Here is a 23723-nt window from a genome sequence, read left to right as displayed (position 1 = left end):
ATAAGAACATTTGTTCTAAAATGATTGTAACACAGAAAAATGCAGTTGGCAACAAAAAAACGAACATTTATTCGAAAAAGATAGAAAGAGCGGTTGAATAAAGGAGCAGGCATGGCGGAATTAGGAAATCCACAGAATACAATAGAGGTACTGCAGAAGTACCGGTTTAATTTTCAGAAGAAATTCGGACAGAATTTTTTGATAGATACTCATGTGCTGGATAAGATTATCGATGCATCCGGAGTGACGGAGGATGATTTTGTATTGGAGATTGGTCCGGGAATCGGAACTATGACACAGTATCTTTGCGAGAGGGCAAGAGAAGTGGTTGCGGTGGAGATAGATAAGAATCTGATTCCGATTTTGTCGGACACACTGAAGAATTATTCCAATGTAACAGTAATCAATGAAGATATTTTAAAGCTTGATATCTGTAAGCTGGCAGAAGAGAAGAACCAGGGAAAGCCAATCAAGGTAGTGGCGAATCTGCCTTATTATATTACCACACCGATTATTATGGGACTGTTTGAAAGCCATGTGCCAATTGACAGCATTACGATTATGGTGCAGAAGGAAGTGGCAGAGCGTATGCAGGAGAAACCGGGAAGCAAGGAATATGGAGCGCTTTCCCTTGCAGTACAGTATTATGCGAAGCCGGAAATCGTGGCAAATGTACCACCGAACTGTTTTATGCCAAGACCGAATGTAGGCAGTGCGGTCATCCGTCTGACCCGGCATGAGAAGCCGCCGGTAGAAGTGGAAGATGAGAAACTGATGTTCCGTATTATCCGGGCATCCTTTAACCAGCGCAGAAAGACACTGGCAAACGGACTGAATAATTCCCCGGAGATACATTTGCCGAAAGAGGTAATACAGGAAAGTATCGTAAGCCTTGGAGTCCCGGAGAACATTCGTGGAGAGGCACTGTCCTTAGAGCAGTTTGCGGAACTTTCCAATGAGATAGGACAGCGTATGAAACAGTAATATTTTACTGGTATACATCCATTTCTGTTACATATATATGTAGAACAGGAGTGGACAGGATATGAAAGAAAAAATAAAAATGATACTGTGTCTGTGCCTGATTATTGCAGGATTACCGATACTTATGACCCTGGTGTTCCAGGGAGATGAGATATTATTGGATACAGACAGCAATGAAATACAACATAAGAGCAGTCATCCCGATGAAGAAGAGAAGATGGCTGCTCTTGTGTCTATTCTGGCACGGGATATTCCGGTTACCTATGAAGAAGAAGCAATTCGTGCGCAGGCAGTTATTGTGCGGACCAATTATGAATATGCCCTGTCGCAGGGAAAAGCACCGGAGACGGGACTGAGTGTTGCAGAGCAGACCAAATTGTTTGGAAATGAAAATTATAATCGATATTATCAGAAATTAGAAAATTGCCTGATAGATACCGAGGGGGAAGTCTTAACATATCAGGGACAGGAAATTGAGGCTCCCTATTTTGCAGTCAGTGCAGAGAAAACGAGAGGGACAGAGCTTCCTTATCTCAAAAGTGTGGAATCCATATGGGACATTACATCAGAGGATTTTCTTAAGGTGGAATTCTATGATGCAGGAGAACTGGTGGATACCTGCAATCAGGCATTTCCGGAAGCAGGACTTACAGCGGAGGACTGGGTGAATACGCTGGTGGTGACAGAGCGGGAAGAAAGCGGATATGTAAAAACCATACAGGTTGGGAACAGTAGTGTCAGTGGGGAGGAATTCCGCAAGGCATTTTCCCTGAATTCCGGCTGTTTTTATATCAGGGAAATCGATGGCAGGGTACGTATTGTGACCAAAGGGTTAGGACACGGTTATGGACTTAGCATATATGGAGCAAATGAGATGGCAAAAGAGGGAAAAACTTATCAGGAGATTTTAAGCTATTATTATTCCGGAATTGAAATTACAAAAAAAGAATGAAATATAAAGAAGAATAAAATACGAAAAAACTGTCCATACTTATAAAAAATAAGATATGGATGGTGAGAAAATGAAAGGAAGAAGATCATGGATGATTGCCCTGGCTGTCATGGTACTGGCAGCAGGAGCAATGACAGCAGTATATAATTATTCCCAGAAGGAAGAAAAAAAGCAGCAGGAAAATGTTGCAGATAAGAATGCAGGAAAAGACAAAGGCAATAAGAAAGAAGATGGAACTTCGGATGATTTTGTGGCAACGCTTCCAAAGACAGAGGAAGAAGCATCGGAGAAACTGGCAGAAGCAGACAGTATCATAAAACCTTCTGATAACGCAGTTGCTTCAAAGGATTCGGATGGACAGGCACAGTCCGACAGCGGGCAGACAGAAGAAGAAAATGTGGCAAATGCAGCGGCTGAGGCAGAAAATGAGCCAGAGACAAAGGCGGCAGCAGCCACCACAAAAACACTGCATTTTGCGGAAGAAGATGGATTAAACTGGCCATTACAGGGCAATGTAGTCTTAAATTACAGCATGGATCAGACCGTGTATTTTGCGACTCTGGATCAGTACAAATATAATCCGGCAGTGATTATTGCCGGAGAAGTAAATGACAGGGTATCCGCAGCCGCAGAAGGAAAGATAACTGATATTTCCAACAGTGCGGTTACAGGATGTACCGTGACCATGGATTTAGGAGATGGTTACAGTGCCATTTACGGGCAGCTTAAGGAAGTGCCGTATGAAGTGGGCGACATTGTCGGCAAAGGAAAGCTGGTGGGTTATATTGCAGAACCGACGAAATATTATTCCGTGGAAGGAAGTAATCTTTACTTTGCCCTGCAAAAAGATGGCGAACCGGTAGACCCGGTAAGCTTCTTTGAGTAAAAGAGCCATACTTGAAAAAAGAGCCGCATACCTATATAATAAAAGACATTAAAAAATACGAAAAAGGGTGCGCAAAAAGATGGATTTTAATGCTTACAGCAGCGAAGTATTGGAATGGTTAGAGGGTGTCCGGAAGAATCGGGGAACAGATGCCGAAAAAACATTGATGCTATGTAAAAATATAAGAGATTATGCCAAAGAGCAGGATGATGAGAAACTGTTAGGCTATGCCTATTATTACAGTGGCGAGACATATTATCTTCTGAATGATGTGGATAAACTGTTTCGCAATCTTTCCTGTTCCCTGCCATACCTGGAGCATTCCAGACAGCATGGTTTATTGGCAAGAGCCTATAATATTCTTGCCATTACGTCCATGAATCGTGGAAATGCTCCTTTTGCCATGGATTATTATCTGAATGCCAGAATGTATTGTGAAAAATATAAATTATATGATATTGGTATTATTATCAATATTAATATCGGTATGCTTTATAATAATTTTGGGGAATACCGGCAGGCAGAAAAATATTTAGGGCAGGCATATGATTTATTACAGAAGAATAAGGAAATACCGGAATATTACAGTTATCTTCTGAATATCTATATAGGACTGGGAAACAGCTGCTTTTATCAGGAAGAGTATATGCAGGCACAGGAATATGCACTGCGGGCAAAAGAGGTGTGCAGTGGACATCTGGAAGAGTTAGAGCAGATTGCCTTTGCCTGCTTTGAAGCAAGACTCTGTAATGCCATGGGAAAGAAAGAAGAATGTGACCAGAATATAGCAATTGTGCAGAAGGTATCAGATACCAGAGTGCCGATTCTAGATATTTTTGATGATCTTTATGCTTATAGTGAGATGCTGTTAGATACCAGAAAGGAAGAGGAATTCTGGAAATTAGTAGAACTTTTAGAGAAGATGGCAAGGGAAGCTAAGATTATTTATATGCAGAAGCGGATTCTGACTTTAAAAATCCGTTATTATAAGCGGCAGGAAAAGAATCGTGAATATCTGCAGGCATGCGGTTTGTTTTTTGAATTGTCCGAGATACTGGAAAAAGAAAATAAATATATCATGACCTGCATCTTAGATATGCGTTATACATTGGAAGAGACGAACCACAGCAGAAAGAAGATGGAAAAAGAAAACAGGATTCTCTTAGAGCAGTCCCAGACCGATGCACTGACCGGAATCCCGAACCGCTATCGGTTAGAACAGCATGCGCAGAAGGTATTCGAACATGCCATAGCAGAGAAAATTCCAGTGGCAGTGGAAATACTGGATATCGATTATTTTAAACAATATAATGATAACTATGGACATCAGAAGGGTGATTTATGTATCTGCCGTGTAGCAAAGGAAATTCAGAAGTTAGCGGAAAAGGATGATATTTTCTGTGCACGGTATGGCGGGGATGAATTCATTTTAATTTATGAGAGATATCCAAGGGAAGCTGTAGTCATTCTTACAGAAAAATTAAAGCGCAGCATCCGTGACCTAGATATGGAGCATGCTTTTTCAGCGGCACAGCACTATGTATCCATTTCCCAGGGAATCTGTTATGATATACCGGATGAGGACAGAACGATGAAGAACTTTTTACAGAAAGCCGATGATTTACTCTATCAGGTAAAAGAAGAAAACCGGGGAGGAATCTGTATTGGAAGCTGCCGGTAAGTGGAACATACATAAGAAAACTGCATAAGATAAAATGTAACGGCCAAAAATCCGCAATCGATACTTTTTTACCAGTTTATGGAATATGAGTAAGATACTTTTTTGGTCGATTGCTTTATATAGAGATAAGACTGGGCGGAGCCCGGTCTACATAGGAAGGATTACATGAAAGAGAAACATAATTACACTTATATGGTGCGCTGCCGGGATGGGAGCCTCTATACCGGCTGGACGACTGATATCGACAAGCGGATTGAAGCACATAACAGTGGAAAAGGAGCAAAGTATACCAGAAACCGGGGACCGGTGGAACTGCGGTATTTAGAGGAATCCGGGACGAAGGAGGAGGCCATGCAGAAGGAAGCAGCCTATAAAAAGCTGACCAGAAAGCAGAAGGATGCGCTGATTTTGTCGAAGAAAAATCTGTTGCAGTAAATTGACAAGCAAAAAACAGTCTGTTATGATTAGCCGCGGTGGCTTTTTATAAAGTTACTGGAGAACAGGTTACTGACAGATGGGAAAAAGTTCCCGCAACAGGAAGGAAAAGAATGAATACAATCAGATTTGATGAATTAGATTTAAATCCGCAGATTTTAAGAGGAATTGCGGATATGGGATTTGAAGAGGCAACACCGATTCAGAGTCAGGCAATCCCGGTGGTTTTATCAGGTGTGGACGTTATCGGACAGGCTCAGACCGGAACCGGCAAGACAGCAGCTTTTGGAATTCCGATTTTACAGAAAGTAGACCCGTCTTTACGGAAAACGCAGGTTTTGATTTTATCTCCCACCAGAGAGCTCGCCATTCAGGTGGCAGACGAAATCCGTAAGCTGGCAAAATATATGCACGGTGTAAAAGTGCTGCCAGTGTATGGTGGACAGGACATTTCCCGCCAGATTAAAGCCCTAAAGGGTGGCGTACAGATTATTATCGGAACACCGGGACGCTTGATGGACCATCTTCGCAGAAAAACCATCCGTCCGGATTTTGTCCATACCATCGTCTTGGATGAAGCGGATGAAATGTTAAATATGGGATTCCGTGAGGACATAGAAACTGTATTAGAATATATTCCGGGAGAGCATCAGACCGTACTGTTTTCTGCAACCATGCCAAAGCCGATTCTTGACATTACAAGAAAATACCAGCATGATGCAGTCAATATCAAGGTTGTAAAAAAGGAACTCACCGTAGCCAATATTGACCAGTATTACTATGATGTAAAGCGCAAGGATAAAGTAGATGTCCTTACGAGACTTTTGGATTATTATAATCCGAAGCTTTCATTGGTATTCTGTAATACCAAGAAAATGGTCGATGAGCTGGCAACGGAATTATCCGGCAGAGGCTATAGTGCAGAGGGACTTCATGGAGATATGAAGCAGTCCCAGAGAGACCGGGTCATGAATAATTTCCGGAAAGGAAAGACGGATATTCTTATTGCAACGGATGTGGCAGCAAGAGGAATTGACGTAGATGATGTAGAAGCGGTATTTAATTATGACCTGCCGCAGGATGATGAATATTATGTACATCGAATCGGAAGAACCGGACGTGCAGGCCGTTGTGGTAAGGCGTTTTCTTTTGTAAAAGGCAAGGAAGTCTATAAATTAAAAGATATCCAGCGTTACTGCAAGACAAAGATTTTAGCACAGCCGATTCCATCTACCGATGATGTGGCACAGATAAAGGCTGAAAATATCATGGAACAGATTGGAACTATCATAGAGGAAGAGAATCTTTCTGATATGATAGAGCTGATTGAGAAGCAGGTAAATGAAGCTGATTATACTGCCATGGATATTGCAGCAGCCTTCCTCTATCAGGCAATGGGTGCAGGGGAGAGTTCTTCTGAAAAAGAAGAATACGACTTTGCCAATACCGGTGCAGAAGAGGGAATGGTAAGACTGTTTATCAACATTGGAAAGAAAGATAAGATTAAGCCGGGAGATATTCTTGGCGCCATCGCCGGAGAGTCCGGTATGCCGGGCAGACTGGTGGGGGCCATTGATATGTTTGATAAATATACCTTTGTGGAAGTACCAAGAGAATATGGAAAAGAAGTCTTAAATGCCATGAAGCATGCGAAGATAAAGGGAAAAGCCGTTAATATGGAACCGGCAAATCAGAAATAAACAAAACAAGAGGGACACGATTTACGTGTCCCTCGCAGTTTTTATACTCGTGAAAACATTTTCTTAAGAAGGGGGTTCAAAGGCTGTATATGGGAAGGGTTCAGACCGTTGATGTCAATGGTATAAGAGCCGTTAATCTGTCGTCCCAGACCAAATCCTAAGAGAACCGTCTTGTCAATCTGATACATATCCCCGTAGTTATACTGATTATAAATATCGTCAAGGGAAAACAGTTCATAGGTCGCACCGTTATTTTCCGGCATGGAAAATACCACGGTTTTCACACCGGTCTGTGGATTTACATAAATATCAACAACCTTGAACAGCCGCAGGGATGCAGATACCGCATCGGCTTTCTGGCGTTTCTCCTTTGGAATAAAGAGGTAGCGGAACAGGATAATGCCGCCGAAGATACCAAAGATAGCCAGGAAGAACATTTGAAATTTATGCATAATAGTACCCATTACGATACCATCAAGACCAAAGAGCAGAAGTCCGCTTCCAATCATGACGCCCTGCACCTGGTCATTTTCCAGATTCATCGGAATCAGAAGCAGAACAAATCCCAGCAGAAGAAATGCTGTAAAAAGCCAGACATCGCCTTTGTCACTGAGAGGAATATAGGACTTCGTCAACCAGTCATATTTGACAAGCACATAATTATCAGGGTCACTGTTATTGTAGAAAATCGGAATCTTTTCGCCTTCCATCGGAACATCCTCTTCCGTAAAGACCTCATCGGTAACCGGAGTATAAACCGTTCCGTTCACGTTATAGGTTAAAAAAGCCGAGTAGTGGTAATAAACATTATCATTGCTGTCCTCATGTTTGTATTCCTTCAGAGAGAGAACCTGTGCAGACCAGGTGGTGTAGTTCTTATACTTTGCCCCATAAGTAAAACGATGAACCACTCCAAGATACAGGGCTCCTGCAGTTAAGACCGCCATAACGGCAGCAATAATGTAGATGGTACTCTTTTTCACATATCTTTTTACAATCATAAACCTTCTCCTTCGTATATTATTGATTTACAAAATTTTTAATTTTATCCCGTTTATCGATACCTAACTTTTCCAGAATTCCTGATACATAATGCTTAACTGTGTTTATTGAAAATCCTAAATATTCTGCAATTTCCTGATTGGTCCAGTTCCGGCATGCCAGCATTGCAATGGAAAACTCCAATGGAGACAGGAGATCCGTCACTGTTTTTTGCATCTTAGGATTGTGGATTTTCATCCAGCTACGACTAAATGAGATTATCCCGCCTGCCAACTGCTTATAAATCTCTGGTTCTTTTTTTCGGACACAGACCTCCAATAATCCCTGTAACAGCCCATGATACTCAATAAATGGCTCCCAAAATCTATCCGGTCTGGCCATTTCCCATGCAGAATTTACTGAGTGTATGGCTTCTTTTTGTTCTTTCAGATTAATCTGACACATTGCCTGCACACAGTTCAGATATATTATGGGTATGGGATATGTCGTATCTGCCATCAAAAAAGCTCCCTGAACAAGCCCCTTTGCCCGGGCATATTCCTGCCTTAAATAAGTTTCATGTGCCAGAAGGCTGATTGCAAACAATCTCTGGCCTGTTGTGCCGCTTTGGAATCTCCAATTGTCAGATTGGCAAAGGTATAGAGCATATCTGCAGATAAACGAAGCATGATATCTTCTTGTGACAAATATGGTTTCACAGTCTCTGCACACAGTTCTGCATTGGCAGAAAAGTAATAATATTCTGCTAATGCAATCTGTGCTGATTCTTTATCTTCCATTTCTTTAATTACTTTTTCAGCGTTTCCTGGCTCAAATGTGCTTCCGGTTAAAGGAAGTACGGCTCTGTCCGATAATATCATCGTATCCCCGTTCCTTTCAATGAAAAATTTTCCTATCCCAATTTTTGATTGCTTTAATGATTCCAGATATATTTAAGTATATCACAAGTGGGGCGTATAGCACATCTTTTCTTCCTGACACCACAATCATGCACACTACAATCCCGGTACTCCTTTTTTGATAACATGACCATCATTTTCTGGTAATACAATGGTTCCATATTGGAGCATTTTTGACGGAATGAAAGATGCTCTCTATATAACGTTTCCTGTAAAATGATACAGTTTGTTACATAGAGAGCATTTTTATGGGGTAATATTTATTTACAAATGTTTCTTTTTACGATAATAAACGGTACTAGCAATAATAATTTCTGAAACAATCAGCCATGCCGCCCATACCAAAGGATTATTATAATCCCCTGTTTTCGGAGACTTATCCGTAGTCTGCTTTGTATTAGTTTGAGTTGCAGGCTGGGTATTTGAGGCTGTAGCCGTTTCCTGATTTTTATTGTCTGGATTCTGGTTTACGCTTGCCTGGATGGTAAACGTAGTACTTGCAGAACCATCTGTCCACAACATTTCCAGGTTATGTGTTCCGGCAGTCAGTGTATTCAGGTAAGAGGATTTCAAAGTAACAATGGTTGAACCGGACTTCACATCATAATTATCTTTTCCAATCTGAACACCATCTACTTTGATTCCGGCAAATTTAGAGAACTCTGCATCCACCCGGATGGTAAGGCTGTTGCCACTCTGCAGGACATAGCTGCTTTCAGATCCTTCTATAATTTTATAAGAAGTTTTGGTTTCTTCAGTTCCGGTTTTTACCGGCGGGATTTCGACTGCAGTTTTAGCATAATTACAAACTGTACACTGCTCATGCTTAGAACCTTTTTCCGTAGACGTAGCTTCCTTGTCGATTACCCAGGTAAAGCTATGTCCGGATTGATTTATTTTTTCACCACATTCACAGGTATTCCAATGATTATCCGCATCGGAATGCCATCCGGTACGGTCTGCTGTATGCTCTGCTGATTTTGCGATTACAACATCCAAAGAAGTAATCATATTTGCTCCACTTGCATCACTGAAATAACCACCGCAATTTGCACAGACCCAATATTGTATATTTCCCTCTGTCAGATGAGTTGCTTCTTTTCTGTCAACCTTAGACAGTGTATGTCCGCCAAGATAACTGCCGCAGATATTTGAGAGCAGGGAGGTTGTGTCTGCTGCCTTAATCTGGTTGGAACCAGGTGTTCCACTATCCGCACCTACAGCATTGAGTGAAGGGTTCTTCTTTTTATCAAAAGCGCAGCCAGCAGTGGTGCCATTATTATCATATCCAATGAATCCACCCGGTGCAATTGTTGGATGAGAACCTGTTACAGTACCTGCAGCATTACAGTTCTGAATATTTCCTTTGGTATTTGTACCGGAAAAGCCACCGGTTTTCGGCTCCCAGCCTGCCACCGTACTCTTTACATTACCATAGGAAACACTGTTACGAATCTTTCCTTTTTCCAGATATCCGACAAAACCACCGGTATTCCAGTTATTTGCCTCAACATTGCCATAAGATGCACAATGCTCTATTTCCACACTGGCGTCGGACTCAAATACACATCCGGCAAACCCGCCGGTTGACCATCCTCCGGATACGCTGCCTTTGGCGGTACAGTTTTTGTAGGAGCCCTGGAAAACATTTCCGATGAATCCACCACTGATACACCTTCCTGTCACAGTAACATCCGCGGAACAATCCGAAACATGGGCACGGCTTGCATCACCAATCAGCCCTCCGGCATACATCTTGGAGTCTACCTGTCCGGTTCCCTGACAGTTTTCTACTCCAACAAAGGTAGCTCTGGAACCACCCATCGTTGTAAGCGAACCTACCAGCACTCCGGCACCGTAAATATCCGGACTGGCACTTGCATCCGTGGAATTTCCGGCATAGATGGTAGCATTTTCAATACAGAAATTTTTCAGTACTGTTTCATCAGATACAGCTACTACGACACCAAACAAGCCGGCACAGACGTTATTTCCCCGTTCATCCACATATAAGCCTGTAATGACCTGATTATTTCCATCGAAATATCCTGAAAAAGCTTTGGAACTTGCATTTCCATAACCGATAGGAATCCATCTCTTTCCGCTCAAATCAATTGGAGCGGTCAACTTAAAATATTCCCCCGAATGTGTTTGCTCAGGTACTCCAGAATTTACTTCTGATGCCAGCTTTGCAAGCTGTCCTGCCGTAGCAATCTGATATGGATCATTCTTTGTACCGCTGCCGCCAGCAAAGTCAGCTGCTGTAAAATCTGTCCATTTCTCTGTTGTAACATCTGCCCGGGAAGTTATCGGTGTCAGTGTAAACAACATACAGACTACCAAAACCAAACCTAGTAACTTTTTTCTTTTTCCCATAATTCGTCCTTTCCTTTTAATGATTTTTAGTAAGATTCAAACCGACAAAATCAAGGTTTACGATTTTATTTTACCAATTTCATTTTTCTTTGGACATGCCCGTTTTGACAGAAAAAAGTGCCTGTTTTATTGTATTTAATCTATAATTCCGGAATCGGAAATAATTCTTCCGGGGTACCAAAGTGGGCACCCAGAGGGTTCATATATTTTGTCCACTGAAGTTTCGTCTCGTCAATGTACATATTTTCCTCATCACCAATGCCATAGTTTGGAATGCCGTTATTAGTGCCCTCTAAGAAGTCTTTAAAAGCATCTACATCAAGGTCACCGTTCAGATAATCCATCCAGAAATTGTCATGGGCTGCAAATAAAAGCTTGTCCATTCGTGGAGAAGCCCAGCCTAAGAAATCACAGGCAGCCTCATACTGGGAATCGTCTTCAAATTCAATTTTCCATTCGTAAGTATCAGCCCCATTTTTGATGCAGCGGATACCTTTTTCATCCATGGCAACCATATAAAATACATCTTCCGCATCTTCATCAGATTCATTTGTGGCATCTGTCGGAAACGTAACCTTAAGGGTATCGGATAAAAGCATATCGATAAGAGGCTGGGCTGGTGTATCATTTACAATGCTTTTCTTTGCTGTCTCTGCCATTTCCTTATCCTTAACTTCTTCGTCCTCTTCAATAGCTTCCTGTAAAGCCTCTTCCGCTTTATCAAAGGAGTCTAACAGCTTGTCCCATTCCTTTATGCTGAAAGACTGACCACCGATTTGAAAGCTCTCTTCGGTTTTACCATTTTTCATTTTGTTATAAATATTTTCTTTCCATTTTGCAATTTCTTCAGCCGGATTTACCGTAGCTGCAGAATCCTTATCCTCATTCATTTCAGAAAGCTTTTCCTGCACAAGCTGTTGAAAATGAGTCAGCCATTCGTTATCCTCAGTATTGTTATCCGGGTCAGTGGACAGAAAACCGAGGTAGTCCATTGGGGAGTTGTTGTTCCATATTGAGTTAATTGCCATAAGAGCTCCTTTCAGAAGTTGTTGTCTGGTGATTGCAAAAGAATATTTGTAACTTGTAAAGATTTCAGGGATTCAAAGTGCATTCTGGGTTTATCTGGCGTAAAATGCCAGCAGTTCTTAGGTACATGTTTTTCTTGCTGTCAGGCTGTCTTTCCGTTGCTTTGACACAATCGCAGTACTGTCCGTCGGGTACGGATGCGGATAAAGCCTGCAAGGGGCACTAAGAATTTCGGCAGGATAATCTTTTGTCTGGCAATCGGCGCAAATTCACATCCGTGTTCATATGCGCCTCGCCGGCACTTCCCTGTGCCGGCGTTGCCTGTTGCCAGACGAAATTCCAAGTGCCCCTAACAGCCTTTAAGATGCATCCGCACTTCGACGAACAGTCCTGTGATTTGTCAAACATTGGAAAGACCGGCTTAATAAACAAAAGAAAAACATGTATCTTAGAGCTGCGGTATTTTATGTCAAAACCCAGATACACTTTGAATATCCTGATAAATTTACAATCCATACATTTTTGCAATCATCAGAAAAAAATAAAGACACTTTATCTCAATCAATCCCTTGAAATAAAATGCCATCCATGTAATAACTTTATCGACCAATCGATTTAAATACATTAGAAGAAAATGTTGATTTCTTCAAAAAATGCAGGTAGGATAGAAGAAAAGGAGTAGGAGGACGGGCAGTATGGGAAAAATCATTTTTCTGGATGTTGACGGAACCTTGGTGGATTATGAAAATCATTTGCCGGAATCAGCAGTTCTTGCGGTGCGGAAGGCAAGAGAAAACGGACACAGAGTGTATATCTGCACAGGAAGAAGTAAAGCAGAAGTCTATGAGAATATCTGGGAACTCGGACTGGATGGAATGATAGGCGGAAACGGAAGTTATGTGGAAGATCATGGACATGTGGTTATGCACCAGATGATTACGCCGGAGCAGTGCCGCCATATTGTGGACTGGTTAAAGGAGCGCGGACTGGAATTTTATCTGGAAAGTAATGCAGGACTGTTTGCAAGTGCCGGATTTGAAGAGGCTGGAGAACCTGTGATTCAGGAATATTCCAGGCGGAAAGGCAAAGAGGGCGCAGATAAAATAAAGGTACGGGATGCATTTCCGAAAATGATTTTTGATGGAGAACTGTACCGGGACGATGTAAATAAAGTAAGCTTTATCTTAAATCAGTATCAGGATTATAAAGATGCCGTGACCGAATTTTCGGATTTGCAGGCTGGAACCTGGGGCGGAGCCGGCGAAATTGCATTATTTGGAGATTTGGGTGTAAAAAATATCACCAAGGGCAATGCCATTGCGCATCTGTTAGAATATCTTCATGCAGATGTGGCAGATACCATAGCTTTTGGGGATGCCAAAGTGGATATTCCTATGTTAGAATACTGTGGCTATGGTGTTGCCATGGGAAGCGGCGGAGACGAGATAAAGGCTATGGCAGATTATGTCACCGGGGATGTGGATAAGAATGGATTGTATGATGCATTTGAAAAATTGGGGCTGCTATGAAGAAAAATATTGGTATATTTTTAGTGATGTGTATCATGTTGACTGCGTGTAAAAATGATAAGTTTCCTTATGATGATGAACTGGATGATTCGGAAAAGAATGAAATAAGTACAGAGTATGACTCGTTAATTGACAGAAAAATTGCCAATACAAAAGATGAAAAAATAAATATCGGCTATGATGAAGCACTTTCTGAGTATGAAGGGTATCTTGATAATGTAAAATTATTTGAGGAAGACTATAAAAATCAGGATTACGATGGAGATGGAAAAACAGATCGTATTTTCCAGTATTTCAGAAATGATAATAAGAAAGTATATACGATTTGCTTTGGAAATGGTGACCACCTTGAACTGGGAGCATTTGATGATACATTTCTCGGTCTTGAAGTATGGGGAGCGGATATTACCGGAGACGGGAAAAATGAGATTGTCTTTTGTGGAGAGCATACAGGAAATACATGGATACAGAGTGGAAGTGAAATTGCAATCTGGAGAAAAGATGGCAGTGAGTACACAAGAATGAATCTGCCGGGAAAGCAAACCGGAATGCGATATTCTGCAGGATATGATATTTATATTGAAAAGGCGGAGCAGGAAAATACAATTCTTGTTACCTGTCCTGAATTGGGATTGGAAGAGGAATATGTTCTACCTGAAAATCAAAGAGAAGAATTTGATAGTTGTTATAAAGACTTAAAAGTTGGAGAAAGGATATTGAGTTCTTCAAAAGCATGGAAAATAGCAGTGGATGGAGATGATATATTTTTATATGAAGCGTTTTTAGACAGACAGACTGCAGCAGTTAAGATAAAAATGCAATGGAAAGAAAATAAATTTGAAGTAATGAATACGGAAATTTTAGAAGAGTATTTATAATGCATAAACAATGGCTGAAATGCAATCGCACAGGGTTGTTTTCTCCTTGGTGTTTTTAGTTGCCCGCATTAGGGAAGCAGCAAGCAGATAAAATAAGTAAAGAAAGTTTAGGAGGACAAAATGAGTAATAACGTAACAGAAAAGAAATGGTGGCAAAGTGCAGTAGTATATCAGATTTACCCAAAAAGTTTTCAGGACAGTAATGGAGATGGAGTCGGTGATTTAAGAGGAATTATGGAGCGGCTGGAGTACCTTGGAAAGCTTGGTATTGATGCGATCTGGTTATCACCGGTCTGCAAATCCCCGCAGGCGGACAATGGCTATGACATTTCTGATTATCAGGATATTGATCCGATGTTCGGCAGTGTGGAAGATATGGAAGCTTTAATTAAAGAAGCAAAGAAATACAACATCCGCATCATTATGGATCTGGTTTTAAATCATACCTCCAATAAACACAGATGGTTTGAGGAAGCAAAGAAGAGTAAGGACAACCCATATCATGATTACTATGTGTGGAGAGATGGGGAAGAAGGCGTAGAGCCAAACGATATGAAAGCCGTTTTCGGTGGAAGTGCATGGGAATGGGTACCGGAAATAAAGCAGTATTATTTCCATCAGTTTTTGCCGGAACAGCCGGATTTGAACTGGGAAAATCCGCAGGTGCGAAAAGAAATATATGACATGATTTTATGGTGGATGGAAAAAGGTGTTGGCGGCTTCCGTCTGGATGTAATCGACCAGATTGCAAAAGAGCCGGATAAGAAAATTACCATAAACGGCCCGAGACTTCATGAGTATTTCCGTGAAATGAGCAAAGAAACTTTCCAGAAGGGAGATTTAATTACCGTAGGAGAAGCCTGGGGTGCAGACCCGGAGCGGGCAAAGCTTTACAGTAATCCGGATGGAAGTGAATTTTCCATGGTATTCCAGTTTGAGCACATCGGACTGGATCAGCAGGAAGGCAAGGATAAATGGGATTTGGCACCGCTGCCATTCTTAAAGTTGAAACAGATTATGAACCGCTGGCAGACAGAGCTTTATAACTGCGGCTGGAACAGCCTTTTCTGGGATAATCACGATTTGCCGCGTATCGTTTCCCGCTGGGGGAATGATAAGGAGTACCGGGTAGAATCTGCAAAAATGCTGGCAGTTTTATTACATGGAATGCAGGGAACTCCGTACATTTTCGAGGGCGAAGAGCTGGGTATGACAAACGTCCACTACAATATTGAAGATTACCGGGATGTTGAAATCCAGAATGTATACAAGGAGCGTATCGCAGCGGGCTATGATAAGGAAGATGTTATGAATTCCATTTATGCCAAGGGACGCGATAATGCCAGAACGCCAATGCAGTGGGATGATACGGAAAATGCCGGATTTACAACAGGCACACCTTGGATAAAAGTAAATGATAACTATAAAACCATCAATGCCAAGAGCCAGATAGATGACCCGGATTCCATTTTCAACTGCTACCGGAAGCTGGTAAGCTTTAGAAAAGAGTATCCTGTTTTGGTGGACGGCAGCTTCAAATTACTGTTAGCCGAGGATGAAAATATCTTTGCATATGAGCGTAAAAATGCGGATGAGACACTGCTTGTTGTCTGCAATTTCTACGGCAATACCGTTAAAATGCCTTTGACGGAAGAGACAGAGGATATGGAGCTTCTTATTTCCAACTATAAAGAGACAGAGGATTCTTCCGTGCTTCGTCCGTATGAAGCAAGAATGTACTATAAAAAATAAGAGATTTCCTATTGAAATAAATTCTTTGCATAAATGTTGGAAATCCAACAGTCAGTCACTCCGTTATCTGCTACAATATGGATAAACCCACCGAAAAGGTTTATACAAATCAGATAAAGAAAAGATAAGGAGCACAAAAATGGCAGATTTATTAAAAAATATTTCCAAGAAAGAAGTTTTAAATTTAAAAGAAGAAGTAGCATATCAGGATGGACAGATTGTAAGTAAGACACTGGCACAGAATGATGCAGTAAGCGTAACCTTATTTTCCTTTGCAAAGGGCGAGGAAATCAGCACACACGCTTCCAGCGGAGATGCCTTTGTAACCTGTCTGGATGGAGTTGGAGAAGTAACCATTGATGGTGAGAAATTCCAACTGACGGAAGGACAGTCCATCGTAATGCCGGCAGGACATCCACATGCCGTATATGGAAAAGAGCAGTTTAAAATGCTTTTAGTCGTAGTATTCTAAGAAGAAGTAAGTATTAAAATACCGCCACATACATAAGACAAAGCCATCATCAGATGTGCGTATTGCCTGTGTATGTGGCGGTTTTGTGTTGCCAGATATCCGCAAGAGCTGACGTTATATCGATAAGACATTGTTTAATAATACATCTTTGCAGCCTGTTTCCGTTCCCGGTATTCCTGTGCACTGACCGGTGTAATCATACCGCAGCTTTCGCACATAATGCCACGCTGTTTCTGGTGGCTGAAAATCGGAATATAGAAAAGGGTTGCCTGATTTAACTGTCTGCAAAGGGTATGCATGACATTATGCCGGCAGTTTGGGCAGACAGAAGTGCCAACCGGGCCTTCACGTTTAAAAACTGTTCTTGTACCGTAGATAATTACCATGTCATAACACCTCCCTGATGAATATTTGCTTTTAACTGATTAAGAACCTGATCAAAATCTTTGCTTTTTCCACTGTGAGCGGCAACCAGAGTACGTTTACCATCTGCAGTTTCCAGTGCAATATAGCTGGTTGTTGTCGGGTCACCATTTAACATGTTACATTTGAAAACGTTCGTAATATCGTCTAAAGGAGTGACATAGAAGCCTTCCTTTGTATTGTTGTAATCCAATATGAAATGATTGGAAACAGCAACGCCAAGCTTTGGTGAAAAAATGCGTGGGCTGTTGGCAAAATCAGAGTAAATCCGCTGCAGACCGCCATTCTGTTCTAAGAGAGCAATCTTTTTCTTAACGGCCTTTTTCTTGTTGCCGCCTGCTGAAAAAATAATAATACCAAGAACTGTAAATACGGCAGCAATCACATAGAGTACAATGCTGTTTTCAACGGCTGTGTGTGTGGTATCCAGATAATGGTCACCAAAGTACTCGTCATAGTTGTAAGTAGTAATGTCCAGTCCGGTATCAGAAAGATAATCCACCAGATAATGAGCTGCCTGAGGAGGCATGCTGGTGCTTTTTCCCCGGATCGTGTGAGCAGGTAAGCTGTCGAGAACAGTGTCATCTACGTCTACACCATAGACCGGAAGGGAAGTTTCTCCCTTGGTAGCAATGATACTCCAGTAACCTTCAGAATCCTCTGCAATATAGAATTCTGTGTGATCTTTTCCATCAGAAGTAAGCTCCGCAAATGGCCCCATTACATAAGTAACCTCCATTGTTGCGTAACCATCGGTCTGTGCGTCAAACGGATCATAAGCAGTAATCCACATCAGAAGACCGAAGGCAAGGAAAACGCCACCTAATACAAAGAAAATAATCAGTGCAGCGATGTTTTTCCCACAGACTTTCAATAAATCCTTTTTAAATTCTTCCATTTTCTTTTTTCTCCCGTGTATTTTTTTAAACCAATTCTATCATGACATAAGAGGAAGAATTGTGCAACAGATATAAGGAAGATTATTCTTTCATCACTAACCATCTGCATTTACTGAGGGCTTTTCCGAGACACAGGTAAATAATATAGAAAAGGATGCCGATGAGGAAAGTGGCAGCTGCCCAGCGCAGATGCTTAAACAGGTAAATATATGGATGCTCATAGAGCAGGGTAATCCAGTCCTGTGTATTCCAGAGACTGTAAGCAAAAGCATTATCATGTAAAAGATAAACCATAAAAGTGGAAGCTCCCACAAAATTAATCATGCGGCTGCATGGAATATGGATGCGCCGGAAGATTTCAAACAGAGAAAGTCCCACAAGAATCGGAATAATGCTATAGTCTGAAAAGGAAGGAATCTTCTGGATAAAAATGTCTTTGCTTTCATTTAAAAAGTAAGTCTGAATATTGGTCTGTGTTACATTATAAGCAGAGATATAAATAAACAGGAAGGAAACTGCAATAATCAGATAGAGGCAATAAGTTCTGATTTTCCCAAATGGATTGTAAAGGTGGATAAAACCGCCCAAGGCATATAAGAAAATACCGGTCAGCAGTGTCCGGAGTCCGTTAGCCAGGGAATTTGCCATACTTCCGGTCCAGCGGAACTGGATAAATGCAAATAAGACAATCAGAAAGGTAAAATATTTCTGCTTGTCCAGTTTTGCCAGAAACTTGTTTAAAAAGAGGTAAGCGATTACCATAATAAAGAAATAGTAACCCACAAACCAGGACATACTGTTAAATTTATTGATGTTGACCAGTTTTAAAAAGACACCGTCAGTCATGCGGTACCAGAAGGAAGATACCAGTGTCAGGGAAACTGCGGCAAAACCAAGCTGTAACAGCAATTTCTTGGAAATTTTGGCAAGATTAATTCCATTTCCCTTTGAAACCATAAAGTATCCGGAAATCGTAATGAAAATAACATTTCCGATTTTTCCCATTGGAGCAAAGGTGGAAAGAAGCAGGAGCTTCTTATAAAAAACAGGTTCACAGAACAGTCCGTTATTCATACGCAGCATGGAAGCAGTGTCTGTTAACTGTACCTTCACACAGTGGTCAGAAATATGAAAAATAATAATCATAAACATAGCCAGAATACGCAATAATTCAATGTTGGAACTTCTGGTTTTAGCTGGTGTCATGTTGTCTAATCTCCTAATCCTAAAATGAAATACCATGCTATTATAATACAGATAGCTTCAAGATGCCACTATTTCCAGCAAAAGTGTGTTATAATGAGCAGTGCCAGTCAGGGAAAATCTTTGATTTTCGAGATGGCACTGCTGGAAATGTGCTAAGCAGTAAAAAATGAGATAAAAAAATACCCCCCACAGAAAGGAATCCACATATGGCAAAGGAAAAGATAGATGAGGGACTGATAGGAAATGAAAAAATCGAACAGGCAATTGCCGGCTTGCAGCAGGAGGCAACACCGGAGCAGTTAGCCCATACACTGACGGTAATCCGCCGGCGGATGCAGGAAGGCGGTCAGGTGATTGTGGCAGTGGAACCACCGAAGGGTGGAAGCCAGATGCTGCTACAGGCGATTGAGACAGATGGTAAGACCTGGTGGGCAGCCTTCAGCAGCTTTGAAGAAGAATTGAAAGGCGGCGGAAGTGTGAAATCCACATTCTTAGCTGATATAGAAAAGCTTTTTCAAGGAGCATTGCAGGCAGAGGGAATCGAAGGAGTCATTTTAAATCCGTGGAACCGTACCATAATGCTGGATAAGAATCTGATACAGATTGTGCTTGGCAGCAGATAGATATGTGGATAAGTAAACGTCAGAGAAGAAAAAGAGTGGAAAGAAGGAAAGAAGATTGAATTATGCAGAATGTATCGAACAGGCAAGAGGAAGAATTGGAAATTATTGCAAGGCGTGTGTAGAATGCAATGGACGCGCCTGCCGGAATCAGATGCCGGGACCCGGTGCAAAGGGAATTGGCGATACTGCCATGCGTAATTATGATAAATGGAAAGAGATTCGTGTGCAGATGGATACCATTGTGGAAAATGCTCCGGTGGATACTTCGCTGAAATTATTTGGAAAAGAGTTTAAATATCCGTTCTTTGCAGGCCCGGTAGGAGCGGTGAATCTGCATTACGGAGACTGTCTCAATGACATTTCCTATAATGATATTCTGGTATCGTCCTGTGCGGAATGCGGCATTGCAGCCTTTACCGGGGATGGTACAGACAGTAATGTCATGGTGGCAGCTACAAAGGCAATTGCCAAAGAACAGGGACTTGGAATTCCAACGGTAAAGCCATGGAATCTTGAAATCATCAAAGAAAAAATGGCACTGGTGCACGAAGCGAAAGCCTTTGCGGTAGCCATGGATGTAGATGCAGCAGGCTTGCCATTTCTTAAGAATTTGGAGCCGCCGGCAGGCAGCAAGACCGTGGAAGAACTGCGGGAAGTGGCAGAGCTTGCTGGAGTTCCGTTTATTGTAAAAGGAATTATGACGGTAAAAGGAGCTTTAAAGGCAAAAGAAGCCGGGGCTGCCGGAATCGTGGTATCGAACCACGGTGGCAGGGTATTAGACCAGTGCCCGGCAACAGCAGAAGTCTTAGGCGGGATTGCGGATGCAGTGAAAGACTCCATGAAAATTCTCGTAGATGGTGGAATCCGCTGCGGAACGGATGTATTTAAGGCAATTGCCTTAGGTGCAGATGCGGTAATTATCGCAAGACCGTTTGTGACAGCGGTTTACGGCGGCGGCAGGGAAGGCGTAGCGTCTTATGTTGCCAGGATAGGAACCGAATTAGAAGATACCATGAAAATGTGTGGCGTACACAGCCTGGCAGAGATTACAAGGGATTGCATATGGACAAAAGCATAGAGTGGAGCATGAAAACAAGAGAAGAAATATTAGCATACGGACTGTCTTTTCCGGACACCTATCAGGAGGCACCGTTCCATGACCAGAACTGGCAGCTGGTGCGCATAAGGGAAAGCAAAAAGGCATTTCTCTGGACTTATATGCGGGATGGATTCCTCAATCTGAACGTAAAAGCAGACCCACAGTGGAGAGATTTCTGGCGGAGTGCTTATCCTGCAGTCATTCCGGGGTATCATCAGAATAAGGAGCACTGGAATACCATAATCGTGGATGGCACAATCCCGGATAAAGATATCTGCCGCATGATAGCAGAAAGCTATGATTTAGTAACGGACAGCCCTACCAGACGGATTTATGAAGCAGTAAAGAAAATTCCAAAAGGGCAGGTGGCAACCTATGGGCAGGTAGCGGAGCTTGCCGGAAACAAGCGGATGTCAAGAGCTGTAGGAAATGCCCTGCATAAGAATAAAGACCCGGAAAACATACCATGTTACCGGGTGGTAAATGCAAAAGGCGGGCTTTCCGGAGCCTTTGCCTTTGGCGGCGAGAATGAACAGGCACGCCGCCTGATGGCAGACGGTATAGAAGTAGTGGACGGAAAAGTAGATTTAAAACGTTTCGGAATGAAAATAGAGAAAACGGATTAAGTTACTGGAACATTAGAGAACCTTTTCTCCGGTTAGCGGGTCCGTGATTTCTAACAGAGCTAAAATCAGTGCCATACGGACATATTTTCCGTTCTGTACCTGTTGGAAATAAGCGGCGCGCGGGTCGGAATCCACATCAACAGAGATTTCATCGACTCGTGGAAGCGGATGTAAAACCGGCATATCGGAAGGAGCCAGTTCTAATTTTTCTTTATTTAAAATGTAGGTATCTTTTAACCGGATATAGTCTTCCTCGTTGAAGAAACGCTCTTTTTGGACACGGGTCATATAGAGAACATCCAGCTTTGGAAGTGTTTCCTCTAAGTTAGAGACTTCCCGATAGGTGCTGTGGGAAGGCTTTAAGGTTCTTTCAATCATATAGTCCGGAATGCGGAGTTCTTCCGGAGAAATGAAATAGAATTCGTTACCCGGATAGCGTACCAGACTGTTTACCAGGGAATGAACGGTTCTTCCGAATTTTAAATCACCACAGAAGCCTACTGTCAGGTGGTCAAGCCGTCCCTTGCGCTGGCGTATGGTTAATAAGTCAATCAGGGTCTGGGTTGGGTGATAGTGTCCGCCGTCACCGGCATTAATGACCGGAATGGTTGCATACATAGAGGCGCAGAGCGGTGCACCTTCTTTTGGATGACGCATGGCAATAATATCTGCGTAACAGCTTACTACCCGGACGGTATCGGCAACGGTTTCTCCTTTGGTAGCACTGGACTGTTCCGCACCGGCAAATCCCAGTGTCTGACCACCAAGACTTAACATGGCGGATTCAAAGGACAGTCGGGTTCTGGTGCTTGGCTCATAAAAGAGTGTAGCAAGCTGTTTCCCTTCTGCAAGGTGGGCATAAGCCTCTTTGTGGATACCAATCCGGTCTGCAAGATCCAGAATACGGGTTGTTTCTTCTTCTGTAAGGTCCAGTGGACTGATTAGGTGTCTCAAAGCCATTCCCCCTTTATCATGTATTCATTTCGTTCTGCACCAGTGGAAATAAACTGGATATCGCAGTCTAAAAGGCGTTCTAATGTTTCAATGTATAATCTGGCATTTTCCGGTAAATCTTCATATTTGCGGCAGGCAGAAATATCCTGTTTCCAGCCCGGAAGCATTGTTACAACCGGAGAGAAGCTATCGATATTTTCGGTAGGGTCGAAGACGGTTGTGGTCTTATGATTTCTTTCATAAGCAGTAATGACAGGGATTTCTGTCAGGGAGCTTAAAACATCAAGCTTCGTTAAGGCAATTTTATCTGCATGCTGGCATTTCAATCCATAACGGCTGGCAACGGCATCAAAAGGTCCGACTCTACGTGGACGGCCGGTGGCAGCACCGTATTCATTTCCAAATTTACGAAGGATGTTGCACCAGTCTTCGGACATGGCTCTTTCTGCTACGAAAGGTCCGGCTCCCACACAGGTGGAATATGCTTTTAGGACACCCACAACATGGTCTAGGGATTCACCCGGGATACCGGCTCCAATCGGACCATAGGCGGAAATGGTGGAGGAACTTGAAGTGTAAGGGAAAATACCATAATCGATATCACGCATGGCTCCAAGCTGGGCTTCCAAAACCACCTTTTTATGGCTGGCAAGAGCATTTTCCAAGAAGCTTCCGGTATCGCAGATATAAGGTGCAAAAAGGGAAGCCTGTTTTTCACACCAGGACAGCAATGCCGGATAAGACATCGGCTCCTGATGATAACTGCCTGCCAGTTCCAGATTTTTGGATTCCAACATGGTTTTTATCCGAACCTGGACATTTTCTTCTTTTAAATGAAGCAAATCACCAAGACGCAGTGTTTTCTTCCGGTATTTATCGCTGTATGCGTAAGCAATGCCGCGGCGGGTGGAGCCGAAGGCAGCACCGGATTTCTCAAGACGTGTTTCTTCCAGTTCATCCTGAATCCTGTGCCATGGCATGGAGATGGTGGCACGTTTGGAAAGTTTTAAATGTTCCGGGGTAATAGAAATACCGCGGCTTTCGATATCTTCAATTTCATGGGTGAGGTGCTCTAAATCAATGACCATTCCATCCCCCAGTACGCATACCACATTGGGATGCAGAATGCCGGACGGCAGAAGATTTAAGACAAATTTTTCCTGTTTGGTTACAACGGTATGACCGGCATTGTTGCCACCCTGATAACGGACAACGACATCTGCATGTTCTGCAAGCAGATCAATGACACGTCCTTTTCCTTCGTCTCCCCAGTTAATTCCTGTTACGGCTGTAAGCATATCGATTCTTCCTTTCTGTAATC

General features: G+C 42.4%; 23 protein-coding genes. 13 read left to right on the top strand and 10 right to left on the bottom strand.

The window, feature by feature from the left end; all coding sequences use genetic code 11:
- Nucleotides 1-111: 111 nt before the first annotated feature.
- From rsmA to DWV68_RS09635, 6 genes are all read left to right on the top strand, one after another.
- Nucleotides 112-984, top strand: a complete 873-nt coding sequence (gene rsmA / locus DWV68_RS09660) for a 16S rRNA (adenine(1518)-N(6)/adenine(1519)-N(6))-dimethyltransferase RsmA (RefSeq protein ID WP_118057543.1) — start codon at nt 112-114, stop codon at nt 982-984.
- Nucleotides 985-1045: 61 nt separating this feature from the next.
- The gene (locus DWV68_RS09655; protein ID WP_118057544.1) at nt 1046-1936 is read left to right on the top strand and encodes a SpoIID/LytB domain-containing protein; all 891 of its coding nucleotides are present in this window, start codon (nt 1046-1048) and stop codon (nt 1934-1936) included.
- A gap of 70 nt (nt 1937-2006) precedes the next feature.
- Nucleotides 2007-2822 (top strand): M23 family metallopeptidase, encoded by an 816-nt coding sequence (locus DWV68_RS09650; RefSeq protein WP_242988788.1) that lies wholly within the window; start codon nt 2007-2009, stop codon nt 2820-2822.
- 79 nt (nt 2823-2901) lie between these two features.
- Nucleotides 2902-4503, top strand: coding sequence for a GGDEF domain-containing protein (locus tag DWV68_RS09645; RefSeq protein ID WP_118665655.1), 1602 nt, complete (start codon nt 2902-2904; stop codon nt 4501-4503).
- A gap of 165 nt (nt 4504-4668) precedes the next feature.
- The gene (locus DWV68_RS09640; RefSeq protein ID WP_117842116.1) at nt 4669-4938 is read left to right on the top strand and encodes a GIY-YIG nuclease family protein; all 270 of its coding nucleotides are present in this window, start codon (nt 4669-4671) and stop codon (nt 4936-4938) included.
- Nucleotides 4939-5051: 113 nt separating this feature from the next.
- The gene (locus DWV68_RS09635) at nt 5052-6638 is read left to right on the top strand and encodes a DEAD/DEAH box helicase (protein WP_118173499.1); all 1587 of its coding nucleotides are present in this window, start codon (nt 5052-5054) and stop codon (nt 6636-6638) included.
- A gap of 41 nt (nt 6639-6679) precedes the next feature.
- Here DWV68_RS09635 and DWV68_RS09630 read toward each other — a convergent pair whose 3' ends face one another.
- The 5 genes from DWV68_RS09630 to DWV68_RS09615 form a co-directional block, all read right to left on the bottom strand.
- Nucleotides 6680-7639, bottom strand: coding sequence for a DUF3592 domain-containing protein (locus DWV68_RS09630; protein ID WP_118057547.1), 960 nt, complete (start codon nt 7637-7639; stop codon nt 6680-6682).
- Between the two features lie 19 nt (nt 7640-7658).
- Complete coding sequence (locus DWV68_RS14750; RefSeq protein ID WP_242988787.1) at nt 7659-8138, bottom strand: response regulator transcription factor; 480 nt, start codon at nt 8136-8138, stop codon at nt 7659-7661.
- A gap of 47 nt (nt 8139-8185) precedes the next feature.
- Nucleotides 8186-8500, bottom strand: coding sequence for a hypothetical protein (locus DWV68_RS14745; RefSeq protein ID WP_242994339.1), 315 nt, complete (start codon nt 8498-8500; stop codon nt 8186-8188).
- A gap of 303 nt (nt 8501-8803) precedes the next feature.
- A complete protein-coding gene (locus DWV68_RS09620) occupies nt 8804-10915 on the bottom strand; it encodes a hypothetical protein (RefSeq protein ID WP_118665653.1) in 2112 nt (703 codons plus the stop codon).
- Nucleotides 10916-11055: 140 nt separating this feature from the next.
- The gene (locus tag DWV68_RS09615; RefSeq protein ID WP_118665651.1) at nt 11056-11943 is read right to left on the bottom strand and encodes a hypothetical protein; all 888 of its coding nucleotides are present in this window, start codon (nt 11941-11943) and stop codon (nt 11056-11058) included.
- Nucleotides 11944-12636: 693 nt separating this feature from the next.
- On the opposite strand from DWV68_RS09615, the gene DWV68_RS09610 reads away from it, so the two are divergent.
- The 4 genes from DWV68_RS09610 to DWV68_RS09595 all read left to right on the top strand — a co-directional run bounded on the left by DWV68_RS09610 (nt 12637) and on the right by DWV68_RS09595 (nt 16572).
- Nucleotides 12637-13470, top strand: coding sequence for an HAD family hydrolase (locus tag DWV68_RS09610; RefSeq protein ID WP_118665649.1), 834 nt, complete (start codon nt 12637-12639; stop codon nt 13468-13470).
- Nucleotides 13467-14348 carry a hypothetical protein gene (locus tag DWV68_RS09605; RefSeq protein WP_118665647.1) on the top strand — a complete coding sequence of 294 codons (882 nt, stop codon included), beginning with the start codon at nt 13467-13469 and terminating at the stop codon, nt 14346-14348. Before DWV68_RS09610 ends, DWV68_RS09605 begins: the two co-directional genes overlap by 4 nt.
- 120 nt (nt 14349-14468) lie before the next feature.
- Nucleotides 14469-16100, top strand: a complete 1632-nt coding sequence (locus DWV68_RS09600; RefSeq protein WP_118665645.1) for a glycoside hydrolase family 13 protein — start codon at nt 14469-14471, stop codon at nt 16098-16100.
- 139 nt (nt 16101-16239) lie between these two features.
- Nucleotides 16240-16572, top strand: coding sequence for a cupin domain-containing protein (locus tag DWV68_RS09595; protein ID WP_118665643.1), 333 nt, complete (start codon nt 16240-16242; stop codon nt 16570-16572).
- Nucleotides 16573-16706: 134 nt separating this feature from the next.
- On the opposite strand, the gene DWV68_RS09590 is transcribed toward DWV68_RS09595, so the two are convergent.
- The 3 genes from DWV68_RS09590 to DWV68_RS09580 all read right to left on the bottom strand — a co-directional run bounded on the left by DWV68_RS09590 (nt 16707) and on the right by DWV68_RS09580 (nt 19100).
- A complete protein-coding gene (locus DWV68_RS09590) occupies nt 16707-16958 on the bottom strand; it encodes a zinc-ribbon domain-containing protein (RefSeq protein WP_022242724.1) in 252 nt (83 codons plus the stop codon).
- Complete coding sequence (locus DWV68_RS09585) at nt 16952-17893, bottom strand: DUF6709 family protein (RefSeq protein WP_117842107.1); 942 nt, start codon at nt 17891-17893, stop codon at nt 16952-16954. The genes DWV68_RS09590 and DWV68_RS09585 overlap by 7 nt, the downstream gene beginning before the upstream one ends.
- A gap of 82 nt (nt 17894-17975) precedes the next feature.
- Complete coding sequence (locus DWV68_RS09580) at nt 17976-19100, bottom strand: acyltransferase family protein (RefSeq protein WP_158561577.1); 1125 nt, start codon at nt 19098-19100, stop codon at nt 17976-17978.
- 206 nt (nt 19101-19306) lie between these two features.
- Between DWV68_RS09580 and DWV68_RS09575 the strand changes: the two genes are divergently transcribed.
- Genes DWV68_RS09575 through DWV68_RS09565 form a run of 3 tightly spaced genes read left to right on the top strand, consistent with a single transcriptional unit; the run spans nt 19307 to nt 21448 of the window.
- Nucleotides 19307-19723, top strand: coding sequence for an SseB family protein (locus DWV68_RS09575; RefSeq protein WP_022242721.1), 417 nt, complete (start codon nt 19307-19309; stop codon nt 19721-19723).
- A 55-nt stretch (nt 19724-19778) separates the two neighbouring features.
- On the top strand, nt 19779-20801 hold the full coding sequence (locus DWV68_RS09570) for an alpha-hydroxy-acid oxidizing protein (protein WP_118665641.1): 1023 nt from the start codon (nt 19779-19781) through the stop codon (nt 20799-20801).
- 8 nt (nt 20802-20809) lie between these two features.
- On the top strand, nt 20810-21448 hold the full coding sequence (locus DWV68_RS09565) for a methylated-DNA--[protein]-cysteine S-methyltransferase (RefSeq protein WP_118665704.1): 639 nt from the start codon (nt 20810-20812) through the stop codon (nt 21446-21448).
- Between the two features lie 12 nt (nt 21449-21460).
- Here the strand turns inward: DWV68_RS09565 and pyrB are convergent, their stop codons facing one another.
- Complete coding sequence (gene pyrB, locus DWV68_RS09560) at nt 21461-22402, bottom strand: aspartate carbamoyltransferase (protein WP_330419939.1); 942 nt, start codon at nt 22400-22402, stop codon at nt 21461-21463.
- Entirely contained in the window at nt 22399-23700 is a 1302-nt protein-coding gene (locus tag DWV68_RS09555; protein ID WP_022242717.1) for an adenylosuccinate synthase, read from the bottom strand. The genes pyrB and DWV68_RS09555 overlap by 4 nt, the downstream gene beginning before the upstream one ends.
- Between the last annotated feature and the right edge of the window lie 23 nt (nt 23701-23723).

The organism is Roseburia sp. AF12-17LB, assembly GCF_003479605.1.
Taxonomy (GTDB): Bacteria; Bacillota; Clostridia; order Lachnospirales; family Lachnospiraceae; genus Roseburia_C; species Roseburia_C amylophila.
This window is presented reverse-complemented; position numbering and strand designations above follow the sequence as displayed.

Coding starts and splice junctions, on each gene's coding strand:
- DWV68_RS09630 (WP_118057547.1), bottom strand. CDS start 7,639: ATGATTGTAAAAAGATATGTGAAAAAGAGTACCATCTACATTATTGCT.
- DWV68_RS09620 (WP_118665653.1), bottom strand. CDS start 10,915: ATGGGAAAAAGAAAAAAGTTACTAGGTTTGGTTTTGGTAGTCTGTATG.
- DWV68_RS14750 (WP_242988787.1), bottom strand. CDS start 8,138: ATGGCAGATACGACATATCCCATACCCATAATATATCTGAACTGTGTG.
- DWV68_RS09605 (WP_118665647.1), top strand. CDS start 13,467: ATGAAGAAAAATATTGGTATATTTTTAGTGATGTGTATCATGTTGACT.
- DWV68_RS09565 (WP_118665704.1), top strand. CDS start 20,810: ATGAAAACAAGAGAAGAAATATTAGCATACGGACTGTCTTTTCCGGAC.
- DWV68_RS09555 (WP_022242717.1), bottom strand. CDS start 23,700: ATGCTTACAGCCGTAACAGGAATTAACTGGGGAGACGAAGGAAAAGGA.
- DWV68_RS09600 (WP_118665645.1), top strand. CDS start 14,469: ATGAGTAATAACGTAACAGAAAAGAAATGGTGGCAAAGTGCAGTAGTA.
- DWV68_RS09575 (WP_022242721.1), top strand. CDS start 19,307: ATGGCAAAGGAAAAGATAGATGAGGGACTGATAGGAAATGAAAAAATC.
- DWV68_RS09615 (WP_118665651.1), bottom strand. CDS start 11,943: ATGGCAATTAACTCAATATGGAACAACAACTCCCCAATGGACTACCTC.
- rsmA (WP_118057543.1), top strand. CDS start 112: ATGGCGGAATTAGGAAATCCACAGAATACAATAGAGGTACTGCAGAAG.
- DWV68_RS09610 (WP_118665649.1), top strand. CDS start 12,637: ATGGGAAAAATCATTTTTCTGGATGTTGACGGAACCTTGGTGGATTAT.
- DWV68_RS14745 (WP_242994339.1), bottom strand. CDS start 8,500: ATGATATTATCGGACAGAGCCGTACTTCCTTTAACCGGAAGCACATTT.
- DWV68_RS09645 (WP_118665655.1), top strand. CDS start 2,902: ATGGATTTTAATGCTTACAGCAGCGAAGTATTGGAATGGTTAGAGGGT.
- DWV68_RS09635 (WP_118173499.1), top strand. CDS start 5,052: ATGAATACAATCAGATTTGATGAATTAGATTTAAATCCGCAGATTTTA.
- DWV68_RS09640 (WP_117842116.1), top strand. CDS start 4,669: ATGAAAGAGAAACATAATTACACTTATATGGTGCGCTGCCGGGATGGG.
- DWV68_RS09650 (WP_242988788.1), top strand. CDS start 2,007: ATGAAAGGAAGAAGATCATGGATGATTGCCCTGGCTGTCATGGTACTG.
- DWV68_RS09585 (WP_117842107.1), bottom strand. CDS start 17,893: ATGGAAGAATTTAAAAAGGATTTATTGAAAGTCTGTGGGAAAAACATC.
- DWV68_RS09580 (WP_158561577.1), bottom strand. CDS start 19,100: ATGACACCAGCTAAAACCAGAAGTTCCAACATTGAATTATTGCGTATT.
- DWV68_RS09590 (WP_022242724.1), bottom strand. CDS start 16,958: ATGGTAATTATCTACGGTACAAGAACAGTTTTTAAACGTGAAGGCCCG.
- DWV68_RS09655 (WP_118057544.1), top strand. CDS start 1,046: ATGAAAGAAAAAATAAAAATGATACTGTGTCTGTGCCTGATTATTGCA.
- DWV68_RS09595 (WP_118665643.1), top strand. CDS start 16,240: ATGGCAGATTTATTAAAAAATATTTCCAAGAAAGAAGTTTTAAATTTA.